17 protein-coding genes are annotated in these 19705 nt (G+C 72.3%); 6 read left to right on the top strand and 11 right to left on the bottom strand.

Going from position 1 to position 19705, the window contains the following annotated elements; genetic code table 11:
* Nucleotides 1–13: 13 nt before the first annotated feature.
* Nucleotides 14–1360: a TldD/PmbA family protein gene (locus K8612_RS13230; protein WP_223742705.1), complete on the bottom strand. Its 1347-nt coding sequence runs from the start codon at nt 1358–1360 to the stop codon at nt 14–16.
* Between the two features lie 8 nt (nt 1361–1368).
* A complete protein-coding gene (locus K8612_RS13225; protein ID WP_223762525.1) occupies nt 1369–2850 on the bottom strand; it encodes a TldD/PmbA family protein in 1482 nt (493 codons plus the stop codon).
* Between the two features lie 298 nt (nt 2851–3148).
* On the opposite strand from K8612_RS13225, the gene K8612_RS13220 reads away from it, so the two are divergent.
* The 3 genes from K8612_RS13220 to K8612_RS13210 all read left to right on the top strand — a co-directional run bounded on the left by K8612_RS13220 (nt 3149) and on the right by K8612_RS13210 (nt 7025).
* Nucleotides 3149–5089: an FHA domain-containing protein gene (locus K8612_RS13220; protein WP_223762524.1), complete on the top strand. Its 1941-nt coding sequence runs from the start codon at nt 3149–3151 to the stop codon at nt 5087–5089.
* 105 nt (nt 5090–5194) lie between these two features.
* The gene (locus tag K8612_RS13215) at nt 5195–6532 is read left to right on the top strand and encodes a cyclic nucleotide-binding domain-containing protein (protein WP_223742702.1); all 1338 of its coding nucleotides are present in this window, start codon (nt 5195–5197) and stop codon (nt 6530–6532) included.
* A 1-nt stretch (nt 6533) separates the two neighbouring features.
* Nucleotides 6534–7025 carry a hypothetical protein gene (locus K8612_RS13210; RefSeq protein WP_223742701.1) on the top strand — a complete coding sequence of 164 codons (492 nt, stop codon included), beginning with the start codon at nt 6534–6536 and terminating at the stop codon, nt 7023–7025.
* Here K8612_RS13210 and K8612_RS13205 read toward each other — a convergent pair.
* The gene (locus K8612_RS13205) at nt 7022–8632 is read right to left on the bottom strand and encodes a tetratricopeptide repeat protein (protein WP_223762523.1); all 1611 of its coding nucleotides are present in this window, start codon (nt 8630–8632) and stop codon (nt 7022–7024) included. The genes K8612_RS13210 and K8612_RS13205 overlap by 4 nt on opposite strands.
* A 144-nt stretch (nt 8633–8776) precedes the next feature.
* Here K8612_RS13205 and K8612_RS13200 point away from each other — a divergent pair, with 144 nt between their 5' ends.
* The gene (locus K8612_RS13200; RefSeq protein ID WP_223762522.1) at nt 8777–9745 is read left to right on the top strand and encodes a homoserine kinase; all 969 of its coding nucleotides are present in this window, start codon (nt 8777–8779) and stop codon (nt 9743–9745) included.
* Between the two features lie 15 nt (nt 9746–9760).
* Here K8612_RS13200 and K8612_RS13195 read toward each other — a convergent pair whose 3' ends face one another.
* The 3 genes from K8612_RS13195 to K8612_RS13185 all read right to left on the bottom strand — a co-directional run bounded on the left by K8612_RS13195 (nt 9761) and on the right by K8612_RS13185 (nt 13250).
* Nucleotides 9761–10231 carry a nuclear transport factor 2 family protein gene (locus K8612_RS13195; RefSeq protein ID WP_223742698.1) on the bottom strand — a complete coding sequence of 157 codons (471 nt, stop codon included), beginning with the start codon at nt 10229–10231 and terminating at the stop codon, nt 9761–9763.
* A 73-nt stretch (nt 10232–10304) separates the two neighbouring features.
* Nucleotides 10305–10832, bottom strand: coding sequence for a hypothetical protein (locus K8612_RS13190; RefSeq protein ID WP_223742697.1), 528 nt, complete (start codon nt 10830–10832; stop codon nt 10305–10307).
* A 54-nt stretch (nt 10833–10886) separates the two neighbouring features.
* On the bottom strand, nt 10887–13250 hold the full coding sequence (locus K8612_RS13185; protein WP_306799647.1) for a hypothetical protein: 2364 nt from the start codon (nt 13248–13250) through the stop codon (nt 10887–10889).
* A 25-nt stretch (nt 13251–13275) separates the two neighbouring features.
* Between K8612_RS13185 and K8612_RS13180 the strand changes: the two genes are divergently transcribed.
* Nucleotides 13276–13680, top strand: a complete 405-nt coding sequence (locus tag K8612_RS13180) for a TIGR02266 family protein (protein ID WP_120528360.1) — start codon at nt 13276–13278, stop codon at nt 13678–13680.
* Nucleotides 13677–14234, top strand: coding sequence for a DUF192 domain-containing protein (locus K8612_RS13175; RefSeq protein WP_223762520.1), 558 nt, complete (start codon nt 13677–13679; stop codon nt 14232–14234). Before K8612_RS13180 ends, K8612_RS13175 begins: the two co-directional genes overlap by 4 nt.
* A gap of 22 nt (nt 14235–14256) precedes the next feature.
* Here K8612_RS13175 and K8612_RS13170 read toward each other — a convergent pair whose 3' ends face one another.
* The 5 genes from K8612_RS13170 to purE form a co-directional block, all read right to left on the bottom strand.
* Complete coding sequence (locus K8612_RS13170; RefSeq protein WP_223762519.1) at nt 14257–16035, bottom strand: bifunctional diguanylate cyclase/phosphodiesterase; 1779 nt, start codon at nt 16033–16035, stop codon at nt 14257–14259.
* 139 nt (nt 16036–16174) lie between these two features.
* Nucleotides 16175–17395, bottom strand: a complete 1221-nt coding sequence (locus tag K8612_RS13165; protein WP_223762518.1) for a hypothetical protein — start codon at nt 17393–17395, stop codon at nt 16175–16177.
* An 81-nt stretch (nt 17396–17476) separates the two neighbouring features.
* Complete coding sequence (ybaK, locus tag K8612_RS13160) at nt 17477–17953, bottom strand: Cys-tRNA(Pro) deacylase (protein ID WP_206791999.1); 477 nt, start codon at nt 17951–17953, stop codon at nt 17477–17479.
* A gap of 5 nt (nt 17954–17958) precedes the next feature.
* Nucleotides 17959–19101, bottom strand: coding sequence for a 5-(carboxyamino)imidazole ribonucleotide synthase (gene purK, locus K8612_RS13155; RefSeq protein ID WP_223762517.1), 1143 nt, complete (start codon nt 19099–19101; stop codon nt 17959–17961).
* Entirely contained in the window at nt 19098–19601 is a 504-nt protein-coding gene (gene purE, locus K8612_RS13150) for a 5-(carboxyamino)imidazole ribonucleotide mutase (RefSeq protein ID WP_199738875.1), read from the bottom strand. The genes purK and purE overlap by 4 nt, the downstream gene beginning before the upstream one ends.
* Nucleotides 19602–19705 lie beyond the last annotated feature (104 nt).

Below are 19705 nucleotides of genomic sequence, written 5' to 3'. Positions count from 1 at the left end.
CGCGTGGCGCCGGCTACGCGCCGGAGACGGTGAGCTGTCGGAAGCGGACAGTGGGCGCGCCCACGCTGCCGCCCCGGAACTGGAGGTCGCTGCCCACCGCGTCCACGTCCTTCAACATCTGGAGCAGGTGGCCCGCGACCGTCACCTCCTGCACCGGGTGGGTCAGCTCACCGTTCTCAATCCAAAGGCCGTTGGCCCCGCAGGACATGTCCCCGGACACCGGATCCGCGCCGTGGCCCAACAGGGCGGTGACGTAGAGGCCCTGGGGCACCTCGCGGATCAGCTCCTCCGGCGTCTTCGTGCCCTTCTCCAGGTAGAGGTTGGTGGCGCCGATGCCCGGCAGCGCGCTGTAGCCGCGCGACGCGTTGCCCGTGGTGCGCGCCTTCGCCTTGCGCGCGGTGAACGCGTCGTAGAGGAAGCCGGACAGCACGCCCTGGTCGAGGATGGGCGTGCGGCGCGTGGGGACGCCCTCGCCGTCGAACGGTGCGGTGGCCAGGCCCCGGGGCAGCAGGCCGTCATCCACCAGCGTGACGTGCTTGCCCGCCAGCCGCTTGCCCAGGTGGGGCGCGAGCACGCTGGACTGCTGGTACACGGCGTTGCCGTTGGCGGCCTGGGACAGGTTGCCCACGAAGCTCGCGGCCACCAGCGGGTCGAACACCACCGGCACCTGCTGCGTCTTCACCGGCTTCGCGCCCAGCATGCGCACGGCGCGCTTCGTGGCCTCGCGGCCGATGGACTCCGGCGACTCCAGGTCGTCCAGGAAGCGCTTGTAGTCCAGCCAGTAGCCCGTCTGGAGCTGCCCGTCCTGTGACGCCACCGGCACCGCGACCAGGTACACGTACGTGCCCGAGTAGCCGCCGGACGCGCCCTCGCTGGACGCGAGGTACACCTCCGCCACGAAGTCCCCGGCGGACACGGAGTCGAAGGTGACGACGCGCGCGTCCTGCGCCCGGCCCGCGCGCTCCGCCTCCAGGGCCGCGTTGATCTTCCAGTCCCCGGGCAGGTTCGCGACCTTGGGGTCGAAGAGGACGCCGGTGTCCCCGCGCCTGCCCAGGTCCTTCGCGCCGGGCAGGCCGTTGAGCTTGTTGGGCGCGGCGGCCTCCGCCAGTTGCACGGCCAGGTCCACCACGCGCTCCAGGCCCGCGGGCGTGAAGTCGGACGTGTACGCGAAGCCCAGCCGGTCCTTCACGATGACCCGGATGCCCAGGCCCTTGCTGGTGGCCTCCGTGAGGTCTTCAATCTGCCCTTCGCGGACGCGCACGCTGCTCTGGCGGCCCACCTCCAGGTAGGCCTCCGCCTGCTTCGCGCCCTTCTTCACGGCGCGCTGGACGACCTTCTTCGCGAGCTGTTCGTAGTTCACGGTTGTCCTCAGCCGACCTTCGTTCCGCCCACGGTGACGTTGTCGATGCGCACGGTGGGCAGGCCCACCCCCACGGGCATCATCTGCCCGTCCTTCACGCAGACGCCCATGCCGGGGTCCGGCATCGGGTCGCAGCCCACGCGGGTGATGTTCTTCAGCGCCTCCGGCCCCACGCCAATCAGGATGGCGTTCTTCACCGGACGGCCCAGCTTCCCGTCTTCAATCTGGTAGGCCTCGCTGACCTCGAAGACGAAGTTGCCGTTGCTGATGTCCACCTGGCCTCCGCCGAAGGTGGCGCAGTACAGCCCGCGCTTCACCTCCTTGAGGATGTCCTCCGGCGCGTGGTCCCCGGGCGCCAGGAAGGTGTTCGTCATGCGCGGCAGGGGCAGGCTCTTGAACGACTCCCGCCGGCCCGAGCCCGTGGAGCGCTGGTTCATCAGCTTCGCGTTGAGCTGATCATAGAGGTAGCCCTTGAGGACGCCGTTCTCGATGAGGACCTTGCGCTCGCCCGGCACGCCCTCGTCGTCGATGTTGATGGAGCCGCGCGCGCTGGACACCGTGCCGTCGTCGATGACGGTGACGAGCTCCGAGGCCACCTTCTCCCCCAGCTTGCCCGCGAACAGCGACGTGCCCTTGCGGATGAAGTCCGCCTCCAGGCCGTGGCCCACCGCTTCATGCAGGAGGATGCCGCTCCAGCCCGGCGCCAGCACCACCGTCTGCGGGCCGGCCACGCAGTCCACCGCGCCCAGCGTGGCGATGGCCTGACGCGCGGCCTCCTCCGCCACGGACTCCGGCGTCACGCCGTCCCAGTAGCTGAAGGACACCCGGCCGCCGCTGCCGTACATGCCCGTGCGCCGCTCGCCGTTCTTGCCCAGCGCCACCACGTGCACGCTCATGCGGGACTGGTCCTGCGTGTCCTCGCTGAAGCGGCCGGTGGTGTTGGCCACGGCGATGCGCCGCGTCTGATCCACGTAGGACGCGTTCACCTGCTGGACGCGCGAGTCGAAGGCGCGGGCCGCCTTGTCCGCGCGGGTGAGCAGCGCCGTCTTGCGCGCCACCGCCACGTCCTCCAGCGGCTGGCCGACCCGGTAGTGGCTGGGCACCGGCACGCGCTTGACGGGGTAGGCGCGCTCGGAGCCGCCGCCCTGGGCGATCATCGCGGCGGTGCGCGCGGCGCGCACGAGCGCGGCCTCGTCCCAGTCGTCGGAGTAGGCGTAGCCCACCTTGGCCCCGGCGATGACCCGCACGCCCACGCCCTGCACCAGGCCCACCTGCGCGCTGCGGATGCGCTGCTCCTCCAGCACCACCGCCGTGGTGGACGTGCGCTCCACGTACACCTCCGCGAAGTCCGCGCCCCGGCCCATGGCTTCCGCCAGCAGACGTTCCAACAGACCGGGGGGCAGGAGCGGGGAGGCGGCCGCCTGCCGCGCGGCCGGGGGGGCGAGCTGGGCGGGACGGGCGCGCCGGGAGGACGCGAGGGCTCGGGGCATGGGGAGGCTCTGGGCGCTGGAGGAATCGGGAATGGAGGGAAACCTACATCGGGGAGGGGTCGCCGTGCGGGCCAACGAACCGGAATGGGCCCGTCTTCCCTGAAAGGAACGCTGGGAGCGCATTCCCACCGTGCGGTGGGCGCTCTAAGATGCTGGCCGCTTCAACCTGGACCCACCCATGCCTCCTCGCCGTCCATCACCGTCGTCGCGTTCAGGTACCGGCCGTTCGGCCGGGGGCGCGCCGGCGGACCGCCGACCCAAAGCCCCCGCGGGGGGCGGCTCGCGCCGCGTCTCCGCCGTGCCGGACGAGGACTGGTCCGCGCCGCTCTCCGGGGAGGACAGCCAGGACGGGGGAGACCCGGAGCTGTACGGCGACGCGGAGCCGGTGCGCTCGCGCACGGGCGAGACGCGGGTGGCCTCCATTGAAGACGTGCGTCCGGAGGCGGAGGAGCCCGCCGACGAGGACGAGGACAACTCCGAGACGACGCGCGCCGGCCCCCCGGTGCTGATGCTGGTGCTGGACGGCCCGGACAAGGGGCGCAAGAAGCGCTTCAAGGGCGTGCGCATGGTGGTGGGGCGCAGCAAGGACTGCGACTTCGCCCTGGGCGACCAGACGGTGTCCCGGCGCCACCTGGAGCTCGTCTACGGCGAGAGCGGCGTGGTGATGCGCGACCTGGGCGGCATCTCCGGCACCCAGGTGAACGACCAGAAGGTCGACGAGTGCATCCTGAAGCACGGGGATGAGATCTCCGTGGGCAAGACGCGCCTGCGCTTCGTGGACGAGGGCGAGCTCATCAAGGAGATGCGCGCCAAGGCCGAGTCCGGCGAGGCGGAGGAGAAGAAGGAGGAAAAGAAGGAGGAGCGGAAGGACCCGCGCCTGGATGAGAAGACCAACGCGAACTACAAGCTCGCGGACCTGATGCGCGACGAGAAGGCGCGCAAGACGGGCGTGCCCCGTCCGCGTCCGGTGCGCTCGTCGGCGCGCGAGGGCTTCAAGCCCACCTTCAAGATGAAGGTGGGCGCGGCGGTGGGCGGCCTGGTGCTCCTGATGCTGATCGCCGGCCTGGTCATGTCCAGCGGGAACAAGCCGCCGCCCAAGCCGGTGGTGGACCCGAACCAGGCGCGCGCCCAGGAGCTGATGCAGCGCGCGCGCGACAAGGTGCGTGACGGCGACTACCCGGACGCGGTGCGCTTCGCCCAGGAGGCGGAGAAGCTGCGCGTGGGCATCGACGTGGACGGCGTGGCCAAGGCGGCGCAGCAGCTCCAGGACATCGTGGACGCCTTCCAGGCGACCCGGGGGCTGATGGCGGAGAACCGCTACCCGGAGGCGCGCCAGAAGCTGGCCGGCACGCCGCAGGGCACGGCGCGCATGGACGAGGAGCGCAGGAAGCTGGAGGAGGAGCTGGACGCCAAGGAGCAGGCGTACACGCTGGGCCTCGTGGACGCGGCGCTGACGGAGCGCCGGCCGGACGACGCGCGCACCCTCATCGCGGAGCTGCCGCAGGGCACGCGCTCGCTCTATGAGCAGAAGCTGGCGGACCTGGAGAACCAGTTGGCCAAGGAGGCGGCGCAGGCCGCGCGGCAGGCCGGCATCCGGCAGGCGGTGGCCGCGGAGAACGCCAAGCAGCGCCGCGCGGAGTTCGTGGCGGAGGCCTTCCAGGACGTGGAGCGCCGCTTCAACGGCGGGGACTTCCAGCGCGCGACGCTGGAGGTGGACCGGGTGATGGACAAGTTCCGGGGCGAGGCGGACATCCAGGCCCGCGCGCGCAACCTGAAGAAGCTCATCCCCCAGTTCCGCTCCGCCTTCGAGGAGGGCCAGAAGAAGTACGAGAACAACGCGCTGGAGGCCTCCGTGAAGCCGCTGCGCCGCGCGGCGGAGGTGTACCGGCAGATCGGCTTCGCGGGCTCGCTGGGCGACACGCTGGACAACGAGCTGGCCTCCGCGTCGGTGGCGGCGGGGCAGGCGGCCTTCAAGCGCAAGGAGTACCCGCTGGCGGGCCGCAGCTTCCGCGAGGCGCTGCGCCTCAACCCGGGGGACTCGCGCGCCCGCGACGGCCTGGACGAGCTGCAGAAGAAGGTGGAGGAGCTGTACCTGTCGGCGTACATCTCGCGCGACCGCGACCCGGCCCTGGCGACGGAGCAGTTCAAGATCGTCATCGAGGCGTCCGCGGAGGGCGCGGACGTGAAGCGCAAGGCGGAGATGGCGCTGAGCGAGCTGCAGAAGGCCGGCGGTTCGTAGCGCGGAGCTTTCAGTCAGGGGGCCGCCGCCCGGGGGGATGGGGCGGGCGGCCTCGTTCATGGATTCCTGTCACACCTGTCGTCGTGCGCGGTCTGGAGACACCGGATGAACGAGTCGTCGTTGCGTGAGCTGGGCATGGACCTGTTCGAGGAGCGCCAGTTCGAGCGCGCCCTCGCCGTCTTCGCGGAGGCCGTTCGCCGCGTGCCCGCCGACCACCGCTCGCGCATGCTGGCGTCCCGGTGCCTGGCGGAGCTGGGGGAGCGCGAGCGCGCCGTCACCGCGTACCACGCGTGCGCGGAGGGGCTCCTGCGCCGCGACTACCTCCTGAGCGCCATGGCCGCGTGCAAGCTGGCCCTGGAGCTGTCGCCGAACGAGCGCCGCCTGAAGGAGACGCTCTACCGCGTGCACTCGCGCGCCGCGCGCAGCGCCCCGGGCCGCGCCGCCGTGCCGCCGCCGCTGCCGCCGGAGCACCTGTACGACGGCAAGGTGGACACGGACCTGATGGGCCTGGTGGGCGAGGAGCTGTCCAACCGCGCCATCGAAGTGCTGGCCGCGCCGGACACCGGCGGCACCGCGGATCCGCAGAGCCGTCCGCCCCTGCCGCTGTTCGCGGACCTGGACCGGGACGCGTTCCTGGACCTGGTGGGGCGCATGGTGTGGCGCACCATCAAGCCGGAGGAGGTCATCAGCCGCGAGGGCGAGCCGGACGACCACCTGCACGTCATCGTCGCCGGCAAGGCGGAGGTGACGCGCAGGACGGACGGCGAGGACCGCACGCTGGGCTTTTTGGGCGGCGGCTCCATCTTCGGGGAGCTGGCGCTGCTCACGGGCGCGCCGCCCACCGCGACGGTGACGGCGGTGTCGGACTCGGAGGTCTTCGAAATCCGCCGCGAGCACCTCAACGCGGTGGCGAAGAGCCACCCGGCGGTGCCGCAGTTGCTGGCGGACTTCGCGCAGCAGCGCATGATGCGCAACCTGATGGCGAACTCGCCCCTGTTCCAGCAGTTGCCGGAGTCGGAGCGGGGCGCGTTCTTCCAGCGCTTCACCTTCCGCGCGCTCCAGCCCGGCGAGAAGGTCCTGGTGGAGGGCGAGTACTCCCAGGGCCTCTTCCTGGTGCTGGCCGGCGAGCTGACGGTGCAGAAGGAGGACCCGGCGGGCGGCATGGTGACGCTGGGCGTGCTGCGCGAGGGCGACGTGGCGGGGGAGATTTCGCTCCTCACGGGCCTGAGGGCCACGGCCACGGTGTCCGTGACGCGCAAGACGGCGGCGGGGTGGCTCAAGCGCGAGGCCTTCCAGGAGCTGGTGACGTCCTTCCCCAACATCCGCACGTACCTGGAGCAGTTGTCCGACCGCCGCCTGAAGCAGATTGGCGAGGCGCTGCGCCCGCTGGAGATCATCGACGCGGACGACATGATGCTGGAGCCGGAGACCGGGGCCGCCTGAGATGGTGCTGACGCGAACGCGGGTGGTGAGCGGCATGGCGGCGGTGGCGGCCGCGGCGCTGGTGCTGTTCCTCTGGCCGCGCGAGGAGCCGGGCGTGAAGGACGCCGTCACCCGGCGCATCATCGCGATGACGCGCGCGGCGGAGGACAAGGACGTGGGCGGGGTGATGGAGGGCGTGTCCGAGCGCTTCAAGACGACGGACGGCTGGAACAAGCAGGACGTGCACCGCATCCTGGCCGCGCAGGTGCTGCGGGGCCAGTGGGTGCGCGTCTTCACCACGGACATCGACGTGCACGAGGTGTCGCCCACGCAGGGCGACTTCCAGGCGCGCTTCATCTTCGGCCGCTCGCAGGCGGACAAGCTGGAGGACCTGGCGAAGGACAGCGTGCTCAACGCCTACGCCATCGAGGGCACCTTCGAGAAGGAGTCCGATGGCGAGTGGCGCGTGGTGAAGGCGAAGCAGCGCCGGTTGGACCCCTCGGAGCTGCTCTAGCGCGTCACCGCGGCGGGCTCGTTGCCGCCGCTGAAGAGCGGCCCGGCCTCCGTGAGCCACGCCTTGGCCATGGCGGGCTGGCCGCTGGTCTCCAGGCGCTTCTTGATGTCGTTGGCGCGCGTGGCCAGTTGCTCCGCGGGCGCCCCCTGCGCGCGGGCGCGCACGAGCGAGAAGTAGTGCTGCTGGCACCCGGCGGCGAACTCGCCCTGGGCGAAGAGCAGCTCGCCCAGCGCCGCGTACGCCTCCGGGATGCTGCCCGCGCCCGACTCCGGGGCCACGGCGGTGAGCAGCGCCTTCGCGCCGTCGAAGTCCTTGCGCGTGAGCAGCAGCGCGCCCTTGGCGTACTGCGCCCGCGCGAGCCCCACGCCGCGCGCCGACAGCGCCTTGTCGTAGGCCGCGAGCGCGTCGTCCTGACGGCCGGCCGCCTCCATCACGCCGCCGCGCGCGAGCCAGTACCGGTCGTCCCTGTCCAGCGCGGGCAGCTCCTTGCCGTCCGCCGTCCGCGCCTTCACCGCGTGGAAGGTCTTCTCGTAGGCGTCCAGCATGGCCAGCGCGCCCTCGCCGTCGCCCTGGGCCTGGAGCAGCCGCGCGCCCTCCAGCGTCAACAGCGGCGCGGTGGGCCTCTTGGCCACCGCCGCCTCGAAGGCCTGGCGGGCCTCCGGGGCGCGCTTCGCCGCGAGCGCACGGCCCCGGGTGAAGAGGGCGTAGTGTTCGTCCGGCCAGGCCTTGAGCGCCGCGTCCACGTGCGTGAGCGCCTCATCCGGGGCGCCCTTCGCCAGCGCCACCTCCGCCTGGACCACCGCCACGCGGGCCTGGAGCGCGGGCGTCAGCTCCTTGCCGCGCGAGCGCACCTCCTCCAGCAACGCCGTCACGCCCTCCGGGGGCCGCTCCGCGTACAGCCGCGCCAGGGCGGACGTCACCCGCGACAGCAGGTGGTCCGGGTTCGCGTTGGTGGCGCGCGCGAAGGCCTCCACTGCCTGGGGGAACATCCCCTCGTCGAGCAGCGCTTCACCGTAGGCCGCGGAGAAGCGCGGATCCTTCCAGGCCCCCTCCGCGGCGCGCGCGAAGGCCTGGCGGGCCTCGGAGAGGCGCCCCTCCCGCTGCAGCAGCAGCGCCTGGGCCAGCGTCAGCCGGGGGCTGTTGGCGCCCTGGGCCTTGAGCTCCTCCAGGAGCTTGTTCGCCTCCTGCGTCTGCCCCGCGCCCACGAGCAGCAGGGCCCGGGCGCCGTAGCGCTCACCGGAGCGCGAGCCCAGCGCCTCCGCGCGCTCCAACTGCTCGCGCGCCTTCGCGTCCGCGCCGGGCAGGTGGTGGGTGAGCCACAGCTCCGCCTGGAGGTCCGCGGCCAGCGCACGCGCGTCGCGCGAGTCCGGCGCGAGCTGGAAGAGGGCGTCCAGGTTCTGCTGCGCCATGGCCAGGTCGCTGGGGTTGCCCTTCAGCACCGCGGCGCGCGCCGTGCGCAGGTGGGCGTCCACCTCCTGGCGCACCTGCCCCCGGTGCACGTACCAGGCGACCCCCGCCGCCAGCAGCACCGCGACGACGCCAATCTGGGCCAGGGCGCTGCCCAGTCCCTCGCGACGCTTCCAGTCACCGCGGCCCGACGTTTCCATGGGGGTGGCCTCACGCGCAAAGATTGAAGATTTGCAGACGGTGATGCGAAGTAGGACGGGCGTGGACAGATAGGTCCGGCCCCCTGGGGTGTCAACGGGTGGGGGCCGCACGCACGCGGGGGCGGCACGCCCCGGAGGCACGCCATGGCTGTCTACACGACACTTCCCCCCGAGGCCTTCACCCATGTGGCGGAGCTCTGGGGCCTGGGGGCGGTGCGCTCCATCACGCCGATTCCCCAGGGCTCCATCAACACCAACCACCGGCTGGAGACGGACGCGGGCCGCGTCTTCGTGCGCCACACGACGGTGCGCTCGCCGGAGGACCTGCGCTTCGAGGCGTCCCTGCTGGAGCACCTGTCGCGCGCGCACTTCCCCGCGCCCGTGCTGATGGTGCCGCCGGGGCCCACGCCCTTCCTGGAGCTGCACGGCGGGCGGATCAGCGTCTTCAAGTGGCTGGCCGGCGAGGAGCTCACCCGCGACCGCCTCACGCCGGAGGTGCTGGAGCGCCTGGGCGCCGAGCTGGGCAAGCTGCACCAGGTGACGCAGTCCTTCCGAGGCACGCGCGCCAACCCCTACGGCCCGGGCCTGGTGAAGGGCTGGCTCAACAGCCTGTCCCAGCGGCCGGAGCCGGAGCTCGTCTCCGTGGCGGCGGAGCTGGAGCGGTACCTCGCGCGCGCGGACGCCGAGCGCCAGGGGCTGGAGCCCCGGGGCGTCATCCACGCGGACCTCTTCCTGGACAACGTGAAGTGGCTGGGCGACCGCGTGGGCGCCTTCTTCGACTTCGAGATGGCTTGCGTGGACGCGTACGCGCTGGACGTGGCCATCACCCTCAACGCGTGGTGCTTCGAGGGGGCGTACCAGCCGGAGCGCTGCCAGGCGCTCCTGCGGGGCTACCAGGACGCGCGGCCGCTGTCGGACGTGGAGAAGCGGGCGCTGTACGGCCACGCCCTCTACGGCGCGGTGCGCTTCACCACCAGCCGCATCCGCGACTACCACCTGTCCCCGCTGGGCGCGGACAAGCTCGCGCCCAAGGACTTCCGCACCTACCTGTCCCGCGCGCGGGCCCTGGACGGCATGGGCCCGGACGGGCTGCGGGCGCTCGTGGGGGTGTGACGGGGAGGCTGGCGGCTAGATGCCGGAGAGGATCTTCCACTCCCCGCCGACCTTCTGGAACACCATCTGCTCCAGCTCCGAGTCCGACTGGGGCCGGGCGTTGAGGCCGGGCATGCGCCAGGACGCGTTCCAGTAGTAGATGGCGAGCGCGACGTCGTCCTCGCGGAACTCCACGCGGCGGACGTTGAAGTCCACCTTGGGGTTCTGCAGCTTCTGGAAGAGGGCCTGGAGGTGGGCCTGCAGGTTGTCCGCGGTGAGGTCATCCGCCGGGTCGTCCGGGGTGCCGGCGTCGTCGCGGAACTTCGGGGACACCATCGCCTGGATGGCCTTCGCGTCGCGGGCCTCCAGGGCGGCGCGGTACTTCTCCATCACGGACAGGATGGCGCGGGTTTCACCGGTGTCTTCCAGCTCCGTGCCGGGGATGCGCTTCGGGGCGCATGCGGCCAGGAAGAAGACGGCGCAGAGGGCGAGGAAGCGGTTGTGCATGGCGGGGCCTTATGGGTTCAACCGCATTTGTGTCAACCCATTCCCAGGCCCCGCCGCCCTCCGTGCGCTTTGACTATTTGGCGCGGATGACTTCAGCGATGAAGCGGTTGAGCACGGGCAGCTCGCCATCGAGGATCTTCAGCCCCTCCGTCTTGATGAGCGGCTCGGCGATCATCGCCACGGGCTTGAGCAGGAAGGGCACCTTGAGCGCCAGCTCCCCCTCCATCTTGCGCTCCGTCTGGCCATTGCCCAGGTCGCGCAGCTTCAGCACGCCCGTGTTCACCAGCATCTTGGAGATGGTGTGGGACGTGGGCGTGTTGGTGAACGTGAGCTGCTTGGTGCGCTTGTCGTAGGTGGACGTCTCGATGAAGGCGAACCACTCCGGCGACACCTTCTTGGGGCCCACGGAGGAGATGACGGGCTTGGGGCGGTAGCGCACCTTGCGGTGCACGCGGTCACCGTCGACGCGCACCTCCTGGGGCTGCAGCTCCAGCAGCACGCCGTGGTGCTGGAGGAGGTACGGGAAGTAGCGCTCGTCCAGCAGCGCGCGCTCCACTTCGTCCACCGTCCCCTGGATGTACTGCGTCTTCTCGAAGTGCATGCCCCATCCACCTTTCCGTCAATGCGTGAATCGTCTCAGCGCAGGGGCCCGCGTCTAGCGGAAAGCCTGACGCGGCACCAGCGGCCCGCGATAGGCCGTTTGCTCGAAGTCACAACGGGCCTGCCACTCGGAGGCCGCCGCACGGAAGGCGGCCCCGTAATCCGGCAGCGCGCCCACCTCATGCCGCACGGCGCCGCAGTCGCCCGCCAGGTAGGCGGCCTCGATCCTCAGCCGCGTGGCCTCCCGGCGGATGGCCTCCGGGAGGGTGGCGTCCGCCAGGGCGCGCTGGAGCTGCTCGCCCGCGAGCGCCGGGGCCCCCACCTGGTGCAGCCGCCGCCCCAGCAGGTAGCGCAGCCACGGGTCCATTGGTGACGCGAGCAGGGCGCGGTCCAGGAGCAGCAGGCGCAGCTCCTCCTGGGGCGCGCGGAAGTACGCCTCGATGGGCGCGCGGCGCGACGGCGTCTCCAGCGCGGCCAGCTTCACCTGGGCGGTGCGCGTGAGCTCCGGGCCCGGATCCAACGCGAGCGCGGCCTGGAGGAGGGCGCGCGACCCCTCCACGTCGTCCAGGTGGAGGGCCACGTCCGCGCGGGCCACGGCCACCTCCGCGGCGAGCGCGGGCCGGTCCTTCACCTGCTCCGCGAGCGAGGCCAGCACCTTCGCCGCGTCCGGCCCGCGCTCCAGGGCGTCCAGGGCCACGGCCTGGCCCAACTGGAACGACGGCTCCTCCGGCTGGAGCCGGGCGGCGCGCTGGTAGCGCTCGAGCGCGTCCTGCGGGTCGCTGGCGAGTGATTCGCGGGCGGAGTCCGACAGGCGGGCCACCTCGCGGGCGCAGGCGCGGGTGAAGAGGCTGCCGGTGCGGAAGCGGGCGAAGGCGCGCGCGAGCGTGGACGCGTCCAGGGGCAGCGCGTCCAGGGTGCGCTCCCACTCGGTGACGAGCTCGTCCAGGGGCCGGCCGTAGGCCTCGTTGAAGTCCGCGTGCGCATAGACGGTGCGCAGCTTGTCCGCGCCGTAGGTGTCCGCCAGGTAGCGCAGGAACGAACCGGCCACGGTGTACGCGCGCGCCGGGGCGGACTGGTAGAAGCCCTTGGGCCCCATCAGGTCGCGCATGTCCGGGGCCAGCCCCTGCCGGCGCATGCCCGCGGCCCACTGGTGCAGGGTGAGCTCGCCCTGCACGGGGTCGTCCGCGGCCACCGCGAGCCCTTCAATCACGCCCATCAGCGGCCACACGCCCAGCCGGGTGGTGACGCGGAAGAAGCCGGAGCCCGCCGGGCCCGCCATCACGTGCGCCAGCTCATGGTGCAGCGTGGAGTGGGGGAAGGGCTTGTCCTGGATGTGCAGCTCCGCGCGCCAGGGCTTGGCGAACTGGGTGCGGCCGGCGCCCACCAGCCGCTGCTTCTCGTCCTCGGAGCGGTAGAGCCACACGCGCACGCGCTCCGTGGGGGCCGTGCCCAGGAAGAGGGACGTCTGGGTGAAGCGGAACTCCAGGTCGCGGGCCATGCGGTCCACGTCCTGGCGCGCCTTGCCGCGCGGGTAGTGCAGGACGAAGTGCTCCGTCTCCCGGACGCCGCCCAGTTGCTCGGCGAGGTACGCGTCGCTCATCCGCAGGCCCAACTGGGGCGCGCGGGCCTCCAGCCAGGAGATGCCCAGGGCGCAGGGGAGCACCAGCCCCAGCAGGCCGCCCACGCGCGCGCCCTTGAGCGCCAGGCGCCCGGTGCGCACGTCCAGGAGCGCGATGGCGAGCCCCGCGAAGACGCCCCCCCACAGGAGCGTCTCCAGGCGGAACCAGCCCAGCGCGGCCGTCATCTGGAGGGCCTCGTCGTAGAGCGGGCCGGGCAGGTGGCCCAGGAAGATGTTGAAGGCGAACACCTGGGGCCCGAAGACGATGGGCCACACCGTCACCGCCAGTGAGGCGAGCAGCAGCAGGGCGTACAGGCCCGCCGCGCCCCGGGGCCGGGCCGTCGCGAAGCCCAGGAGCACGCCCGCCGCGGAGGCCACCAGGGCGGAGGGGAGGGTGAGCAGGGGGTAGAAGCCCGCCAGCTCGAAGGGGTCGCACGCGGTGCGAAAACGGGCGAAGAGCAGGGCGCACACGAAGGGGGGGACCAGCACCCCCAGGTTCAGGACGGCGCTGGCGCCCAGGGCCCGGCCCACGGCGGTTCCGGGCAGGGCGGACGCTTCCACCCGGGCGGGCACGGGGCCGGCGCCCGTGAGGACGCGGCGCTCCTGGGCGGCGGCGGCGATGCCTGTCCCCCCCCCGAGCAGGCCCACGGCGATGGACAGGGCCAAGCCCAGTTCGAAGCCCGGGACCCCGAAAAGGGGGAGGAGGACGAGGGCCGACCCCCCACCGCCGAGCAGCAGCACGGTGGCCAGGACGGCTGGACGGCCCAACAGTGCACGGGCACGGGGGAGGACTTGCCGCATGGCGTCCCCTATACTCCCCGGCCGCATGTCCGAACAGAAGAGCGGATCCGAACTGCGCACCCACGGTCGTGCGCCCATCGAGCTGAAGGTCGACTACAAGAAGCTCAATTCGTTCTTCGCTGACTACACGAAGAACATCAGCAAGGGCGGCACGTTCATCAAGACGAAGAAGCCGCTGCCCATTGGCACGCGCTTCCTCTTCAAGCTGACGGTGCCGCACCGCGAGGCACCCTTCGAGTTGCTGGGCGAGGTCGTCTGGTCCAAGGCCGACGCGGAGGAGCCCGGCATGGGCATCCGCTTCATCTACAGCAGCGAGTCCCAGCGCGTGGACTTCGAGACGCTGGTGGAGCGGCTCATGTCGGACAGCCTGGGCTCCGAGCTGACCGAGAAGCTGCTCAACAAGCCCCTGCACCCCCAGCACCCCTCATGAAGACGCGGACGCGCCTGACGTTCGTGGTGGCGGCGCTGGCCTTCGCGGGCGGCGCGTGTCAGGAAGCGCCCGCCGCGCCTCCGAAGACCGCCGCGCCCGCACCGGCGCGTCCGAAGTCCAGGGACGTGTCGGCGGAGGACTACGTGATGCCGACCCTGCCGCGCGCGCACGTGCGGCTGAAGGATGCCTACGGTGGTGTGCACCGCGTGGAGGTGGAGGTGGCCGCCACGGACGAGTCGCGCACGCGCGGGCTCATGTGGCGCAAGTCGCTGCCGGCCGGGCAGGGCATGCTCTTCATCTTCCCGGATGAAGAGGTGCGCGGCTTCTGGATGCGCAACACGCTCATCCCGCTGGACATGTTGTTCATCACGTCCGAGGGCCGCGTCGTGGGCATCATCGAGAACGCGGAGCCGCGCACGCTGACGAACCGCGGCGTGGGCATCCCCAGCCAGTACGTGCTGGAGGTGCCGGGCGGCTGGTGCCAGAAGAACGGCATCGTCCGCGGCGGCACGGCGGAGTTCGAGGGCGTGAGCACGCTCCCCATCTCACCGTGACGCCCCGGCGGGCGCGGTCCGGCTACTTCACCGCGCCCGGCTGGAACAGGAACGTGCTGGTGTGCGTCTGCGCGGAGACGGCCTTCACCCGCTTGCGCAGGGACGCGGCCACGGCGGACAGCTCCGCCGGGTGCGGGTGGGCGGACAGCCCCTGGTGGTCCACCGCCGCCAGGCTCAGCGTCACCGGCACCGTGTTGCCCGCCGCGTCCTTCGCCGTGAAGCCCCCGCGCCGCAGGTCCTCCGGCCCGTAGAGCGGGACCTTCTCCGCGTCGAAGCGCTGGCAGAGCGTGCGCAACACCTCCGGCGCCACCGCGTCCGGACACACGAGCACGAAGTCGTCGCCGCCCACGTGGCCCAGGTTGGAGCCCTCCGGCAGCAGGTGCAGACACTCCGACAGGACGCTCGCCGTGTAGCGGATGACGCGGTCGCCCTGGAGGAAGCCGTAGCGGTCGTTGTACGCCTCGAAGTGGTCCAGGTCCGCGTAGATGACCGTGAACGCGCGGCCCTGGAGCGCGGCGCGGATCCACCGCTCGATCATCCGGCTGCCGGGCAGGTCCGTCAGCGGGTGCGCGCCCGTCGCCGCGTGCTGCTCCAGGTCCGAGGCCCGCGCGATGAGCTGCTTCATGGTCACCGTGCCCAGGAAGTGGCCCTTCGCGTCCGTCACCACCACCGGGTCGTAGACCGTCTCGGGCGGGCGGCGCATCGCCATGCGCGCCAGCGCCGTGATGGCCGTCGCGTCCTCCACCACCATCGGCGCCTCGCGCGGCCCGTCCGGGAGCGCCGCCTCCGTGCTGGCGGCGGTCCCCCCGAAGCGCGCGTAGAAGTTGCGCCGCGTCACCACCGCCCGAGGCTGCTCTCCGTCCAGCAACACGACGTGGTCCTCGCCGGGCGTGCGGCGGAAGAGCCGGTCCAGCTCCACCGCCTGCGCCGTCACCGGCGCGCACGGCGGGCGGATGATCATGCTGCCCACCGTCTCGTCGTCCTCGTGCTCGCGGTGGTGCAGGGCGCGGATGGCCTCGCGGCAACGCTCCGCGAAGTCCGCGCCCGGCCGCTGCGGCGAGCTCACGGGCCGGGCCAGCAGGTAGCCCTGCGCGTGCCGGATGCCCAGGCGCAGCAGGACCGCCAATTCGTTCCAGGTCTCCACGCCCTCGGCGATGAGCACCGCGTCCACGCGCTGCGCGAACGCCACCAGCGACTTCACCAGGTGCTGCCGGTACGTGTGCAGGTGGATGTCCCGCACCAGCGCCTGGTCCAACTTGATGAAGTCCGGCGCGCTGTGCACCAGCGTCACCAGGCCCGAGTGCCCCGCGCCAAAGTCGTCCAGCGCGATGCCGAAGCCCTGCTCCGCGTACCGCCGCGCGAGCATGCGCAACTGCTCCGTGTCCTCGAACGTGCTGCGCTCGGTGATCTCCAGCACCAGTTGCTGGGGACTCAGGCCGTGCTGACGCAGCAGCTCCAGCGTGGACGCGCCGCCAAAGCGCTCGTCGCTCAGCACGTCCGGGCTGACGTTGAAGAAGAACGGGCCGCGCCGCTGCGTCTCCGGCAGCGTGGCGATGCGGCGCACCGCCGCGGTCCAGCACGCGCGCTCCAGCTCGAAGGTGAAGCCCTCCACCCGCGCGCGGTGGAACAGCTCGTTGGGGGACTCCACCGGGCCCAGGCCTCGCGACAGCACCTCGTGGCCGAGGACCTCGCCGCTGAGCAGATCGACGATGGGCTGGAAGACGGTGGCGACCCTCGGCTCGTCACCGTTCCAGAGCCAGGGCGGTGGTGGTGCGGGCTTGCTGGGGGAGGGCAGGCTCATGGCCCCCGAAATGTACCGCGCTCCGGCGCAAGCTTCAGTCCCCCCCGACCACCCGGCAGGGCCAGCATCGAAAACGGACGCTTGGCACGGGCGCCCCCCAGGGCCCGGGGCGGGAGGGCCCCGTCAGCCTCCCCAGGTCCTATTCCCCTTGAATCCGCTGGATTTCCGGCACCTTGGCGCCCTCGGATTCTGCTGGTGACGGATCCACCGGGGTGACGGGGGCCACGTTCGCCGCCGCCACCTGGGTCAGCGTGACCTGGGCCGCGACCGCGTCCATCGCCTGGCCTTCCTCTCCCTGGGCGGTCGAGAGGGCGCGGAACCGGCGCGCCAGCGAGGCCAGCTCCGCCGCCTTCAACTGGGCCTGACCGCTGCGCAGGGACAGGAGCGCCACGCGCGCACGCTCCAGCAGGGCCACCTCCGCGCGCAGCCTCGCGAGGATGCGCTCGCGCCGCTGGCGCATGTCCCCCAGCCGCTCCACCTCCTCCGCCAGCGACGCCGCCGCGGCCTCCAACTGCCGGCGCGCCACCATGTCCGTGCTCGCGCGAGCGCCGCGCTCCAGGCTCTCGCGCTCCGCCTGCAGCTCCGCGGCGGCGCGCTCCTCCAACTGCGCCTCCACGCCGGCCCACTCGGACGCCACCTCCACCGCGCCCCGGGTGATGCGCGCCAGCGTGCGGGCCAGCTCCTCGCGCGCGGGCTCGCGGGGCAGCTTCGCCAGGGACTGGCCGCATTGACGGTAGAGGGACAGCGCGCGCTCGGACAGCGTGAGGAAGTCACCGGAGAGCTGGGGCAGCAGCTCCTCCGCGCGCGCCTCCACCGGATCCGCCGTCAGCCCCAGGTGCGCGGCGATGGCGCCCAGCCCCACGAAGAGCCCCACGATGCCGCCCACCACCGCCGCCGCCAGCAGCGTGGGCGTGGCCACGGACGCCAGCCGCGCCGACAGGATGTTCGCCACCACGCCGCCCGCCAGCGTGAGCCCCGCGCCCAGCACCGCGCCCAGGCCGTAGTGCACGAGGGTGGGGCGGGCCTCCGCGACCTGTCCCTCCTCACCCAGGTCGTTGAGGCGGGAGCGCACCAGCAGGGCGCCCGCGGCCGCGCCGCTGGTGGCCACGGTCCACGCGGGCGACAGGCCCAGCCCATACGGCAGCGCGACCAGCAGCAACCCCAGGCCGCTCAAGAGGCCCCGGTCCCAGCGGTCGCCGCGCGCGCACGCCAGCACCACCGCCGCGGGCACCACCCACGTCAGCGGCACCGGCATGCCCGCGCGCAGGGACACCCACTGCACGAGCCCCGCTCCGGCGCCCGCCGCCAGCGCGCGCGTGACGGTGTGCTCGAAGGCTTCGCGGTGGTGGAATTGCAACACGGCGGCATTCATCGGGACACCCCGGGAACGGCCCCCAAGGGCCGGGAATGTCCCTTCGAACGCGCGGCTCGCGAAAAGGGTCTACGCCTTCGGACGCGAAATGGGTCCCGGCTTGCCCTTCGTCACGCGCAGGTAGTCCGCCGGAGCGAGGACGAGCTGCGTCCCGCGCACCCCGGCCGACACGGCGACCTCGTCGAACAGCTCCAGCGTCTCATCCACGAAGACGGGGTAGTCCTTCTTGCCGCCCAGCGCGGTGACGCCGCCCCGGATGTAGCCGGTGAGCGGCTGCAGCTCCTTGAGGGGGACGGTGTCCACCTTGCGGTCGCCGGACAGCCGCGCCAGGGCCTTCAGGTCCAGCTCCGCGTTGCCCGGCACCACCGCCATCAACACGCCGGTGCGGTCGCCCTTGGCCACCAGCGTCTTGAAGACCTGCTCCGCGGGCATGCCCACCTTGGCGGCCACCGTCTCCGCGGACAGGTCGTCCGGATCCACGTCGTAGTCGCGCAGGCGGTACGCGATGCCGAGCGAGTCCAGGAGCCGGGCGGCGTTCGTCTTCATGCGCGCTACATCCCCAGGGCCGTGGCGGCGGCCTTCACGCGCTGGAGCGCGTCCTCGGGCGTGCTGCCCACGGCGGACAGGTGGCCCATCTTGCGCCCCTTGCGCGCGTCGCGCTTGCCGTACAGGTGCAGCCGGACGCCGGGCAGCGCCAGCGCCTGCGCGAACCGGGGCCCGCCCTCCTGCAACCACAGGTCGCCCAGCAGGTTCACGATGGCCGCGGGGCGCACCACCTCCACGGAGCCCAGGGGCAGGTTGCACACCGCGCGCACGGCCTGCTCGAACTGGCTCGTCAGGCAGGCCACCTCCGTGGAGTGGAAGCTGTTGTGCGGGCGGGGCGCCACCTCGTTGACGAGCAGCGACCCGTCACCCAGCAGGAACATCTCCACCACCAGCAGCCCCTCCACCTTCAGGCCCGCGGTGATGTCGCGCGCCACCTGCGACGCCTGCGTCAGCACGGCCGGCGGCAGCGGCCCCGGCAGCAGGGACCACGCGAGGATGCGCTCCTCGTGGTGGTTGAACGCGGGCGGGTACACCGCGAGCTGACCATCCGGCCCGCGCGCCACCAGCACGGACAGCTCCGCCTCCAGGTCCAGCGCGGCCTCCACCACCACGGAGCGCTCGCCCAGCTCCTTCCACGCGACGCCCGCCTCGGAGGCGGACTTCACCTCGTACTGGCCGCGCCCGTCGTAGCCGCCCTCGCTGGACTTGATGAAGCACCTGCCGCCCAGCGCGGTGATGGCCGCGGACAGATCCGCCTCCGAGTTCGCCTCGCGCCACGGGCCCAGCGGGAAGCCGCCCTTCGCGAGCCACGCCTTCTGCCGGCCGCGGTGCTGCACCACCTCCAGCACGGAGGCGCCGGGCCGCATGGGCGCGTGCCGGGCCACCGCGTTGAGCGTGGCCAGGGACACCTTCTCGATCTCCAGCGTCACCACGTCGCACTGGCGCGCCAGGTCCTCGGCCGCCGCCGTGTCGGTGAAGGACGCGGTGAGGCAGCGGTCCACCACGGAGCGGGACGGGCACGCCGAGTCTGGATCCAACGCCTGCACCTGGTAGCCCAGCGTGCGCGCCGCGAGCGCCATCATGCGCCCCAACTGGCCGCCGCCCAGGATGCCCAGCGTCCCACCCGGAAGCACCATGGGGCCGCTCATCCCGCCACCTCGCGCTGCGCCAGCACCTCGTCCGTGCGGGCCTTGCGCCAGGCGGCCAGCCGCTCGCGCAGCTCCGGGTACTTCAGCGCCAGGATGGCCGCCGCGTGCAGCGCCGCGTTGGCGGCCCCCGGCTTGCCAATGGCCTGCGTGCCCACCGGCACGCCCTTGGGCATCTGCACGATGGAGAGCAGCGCGTCGAAGCCGGACAGCACCGTGGTGGGCATGGGCACGCCCAGCACCGGCAGCAGCGTCTTGCTGGACACCATGCCGGGCAGGTGCGCCGCGCCGCCCGCCGCGGCGATGATGACGGACAGCCCGCGCCCCTCCGCGCTGGACGCGTACTCCATCATCCAGTCCGGCGTGCGGTGCGCGGACACGATGCGCACCTCGTGCGGGATGCGCAGCTCGGCGAGGATGTCGATCGCCGGTTGCAGGTGCTCCAGGTCGCTCTTGCCGCCCATGATGACCCCGACCCACGGGGTGCTCGCGCTCGCCGCCATACGTGTCCGCGCCTCCAGTGCGCCCTGCTTCCAGGGGGTGAAGCCTGGAAGAACGCGGAGATAGGGCCACGCGATTCCGGAGGTCAACCGCGAAGATGTGACGA

This window comes from Corallococcus sp. AS-1-6 (genome assembly GCF_020037015.1).
Classification (GTDB): Bacteria; Myxococcota; Myxococcia; order Myxococcales; family Myxococcaceae; genus Corallococcus.
Note: the sequence above shows the minus strand (reverse complement) of the source record. Positions and strands in the feature narration are given on the sequence as shown.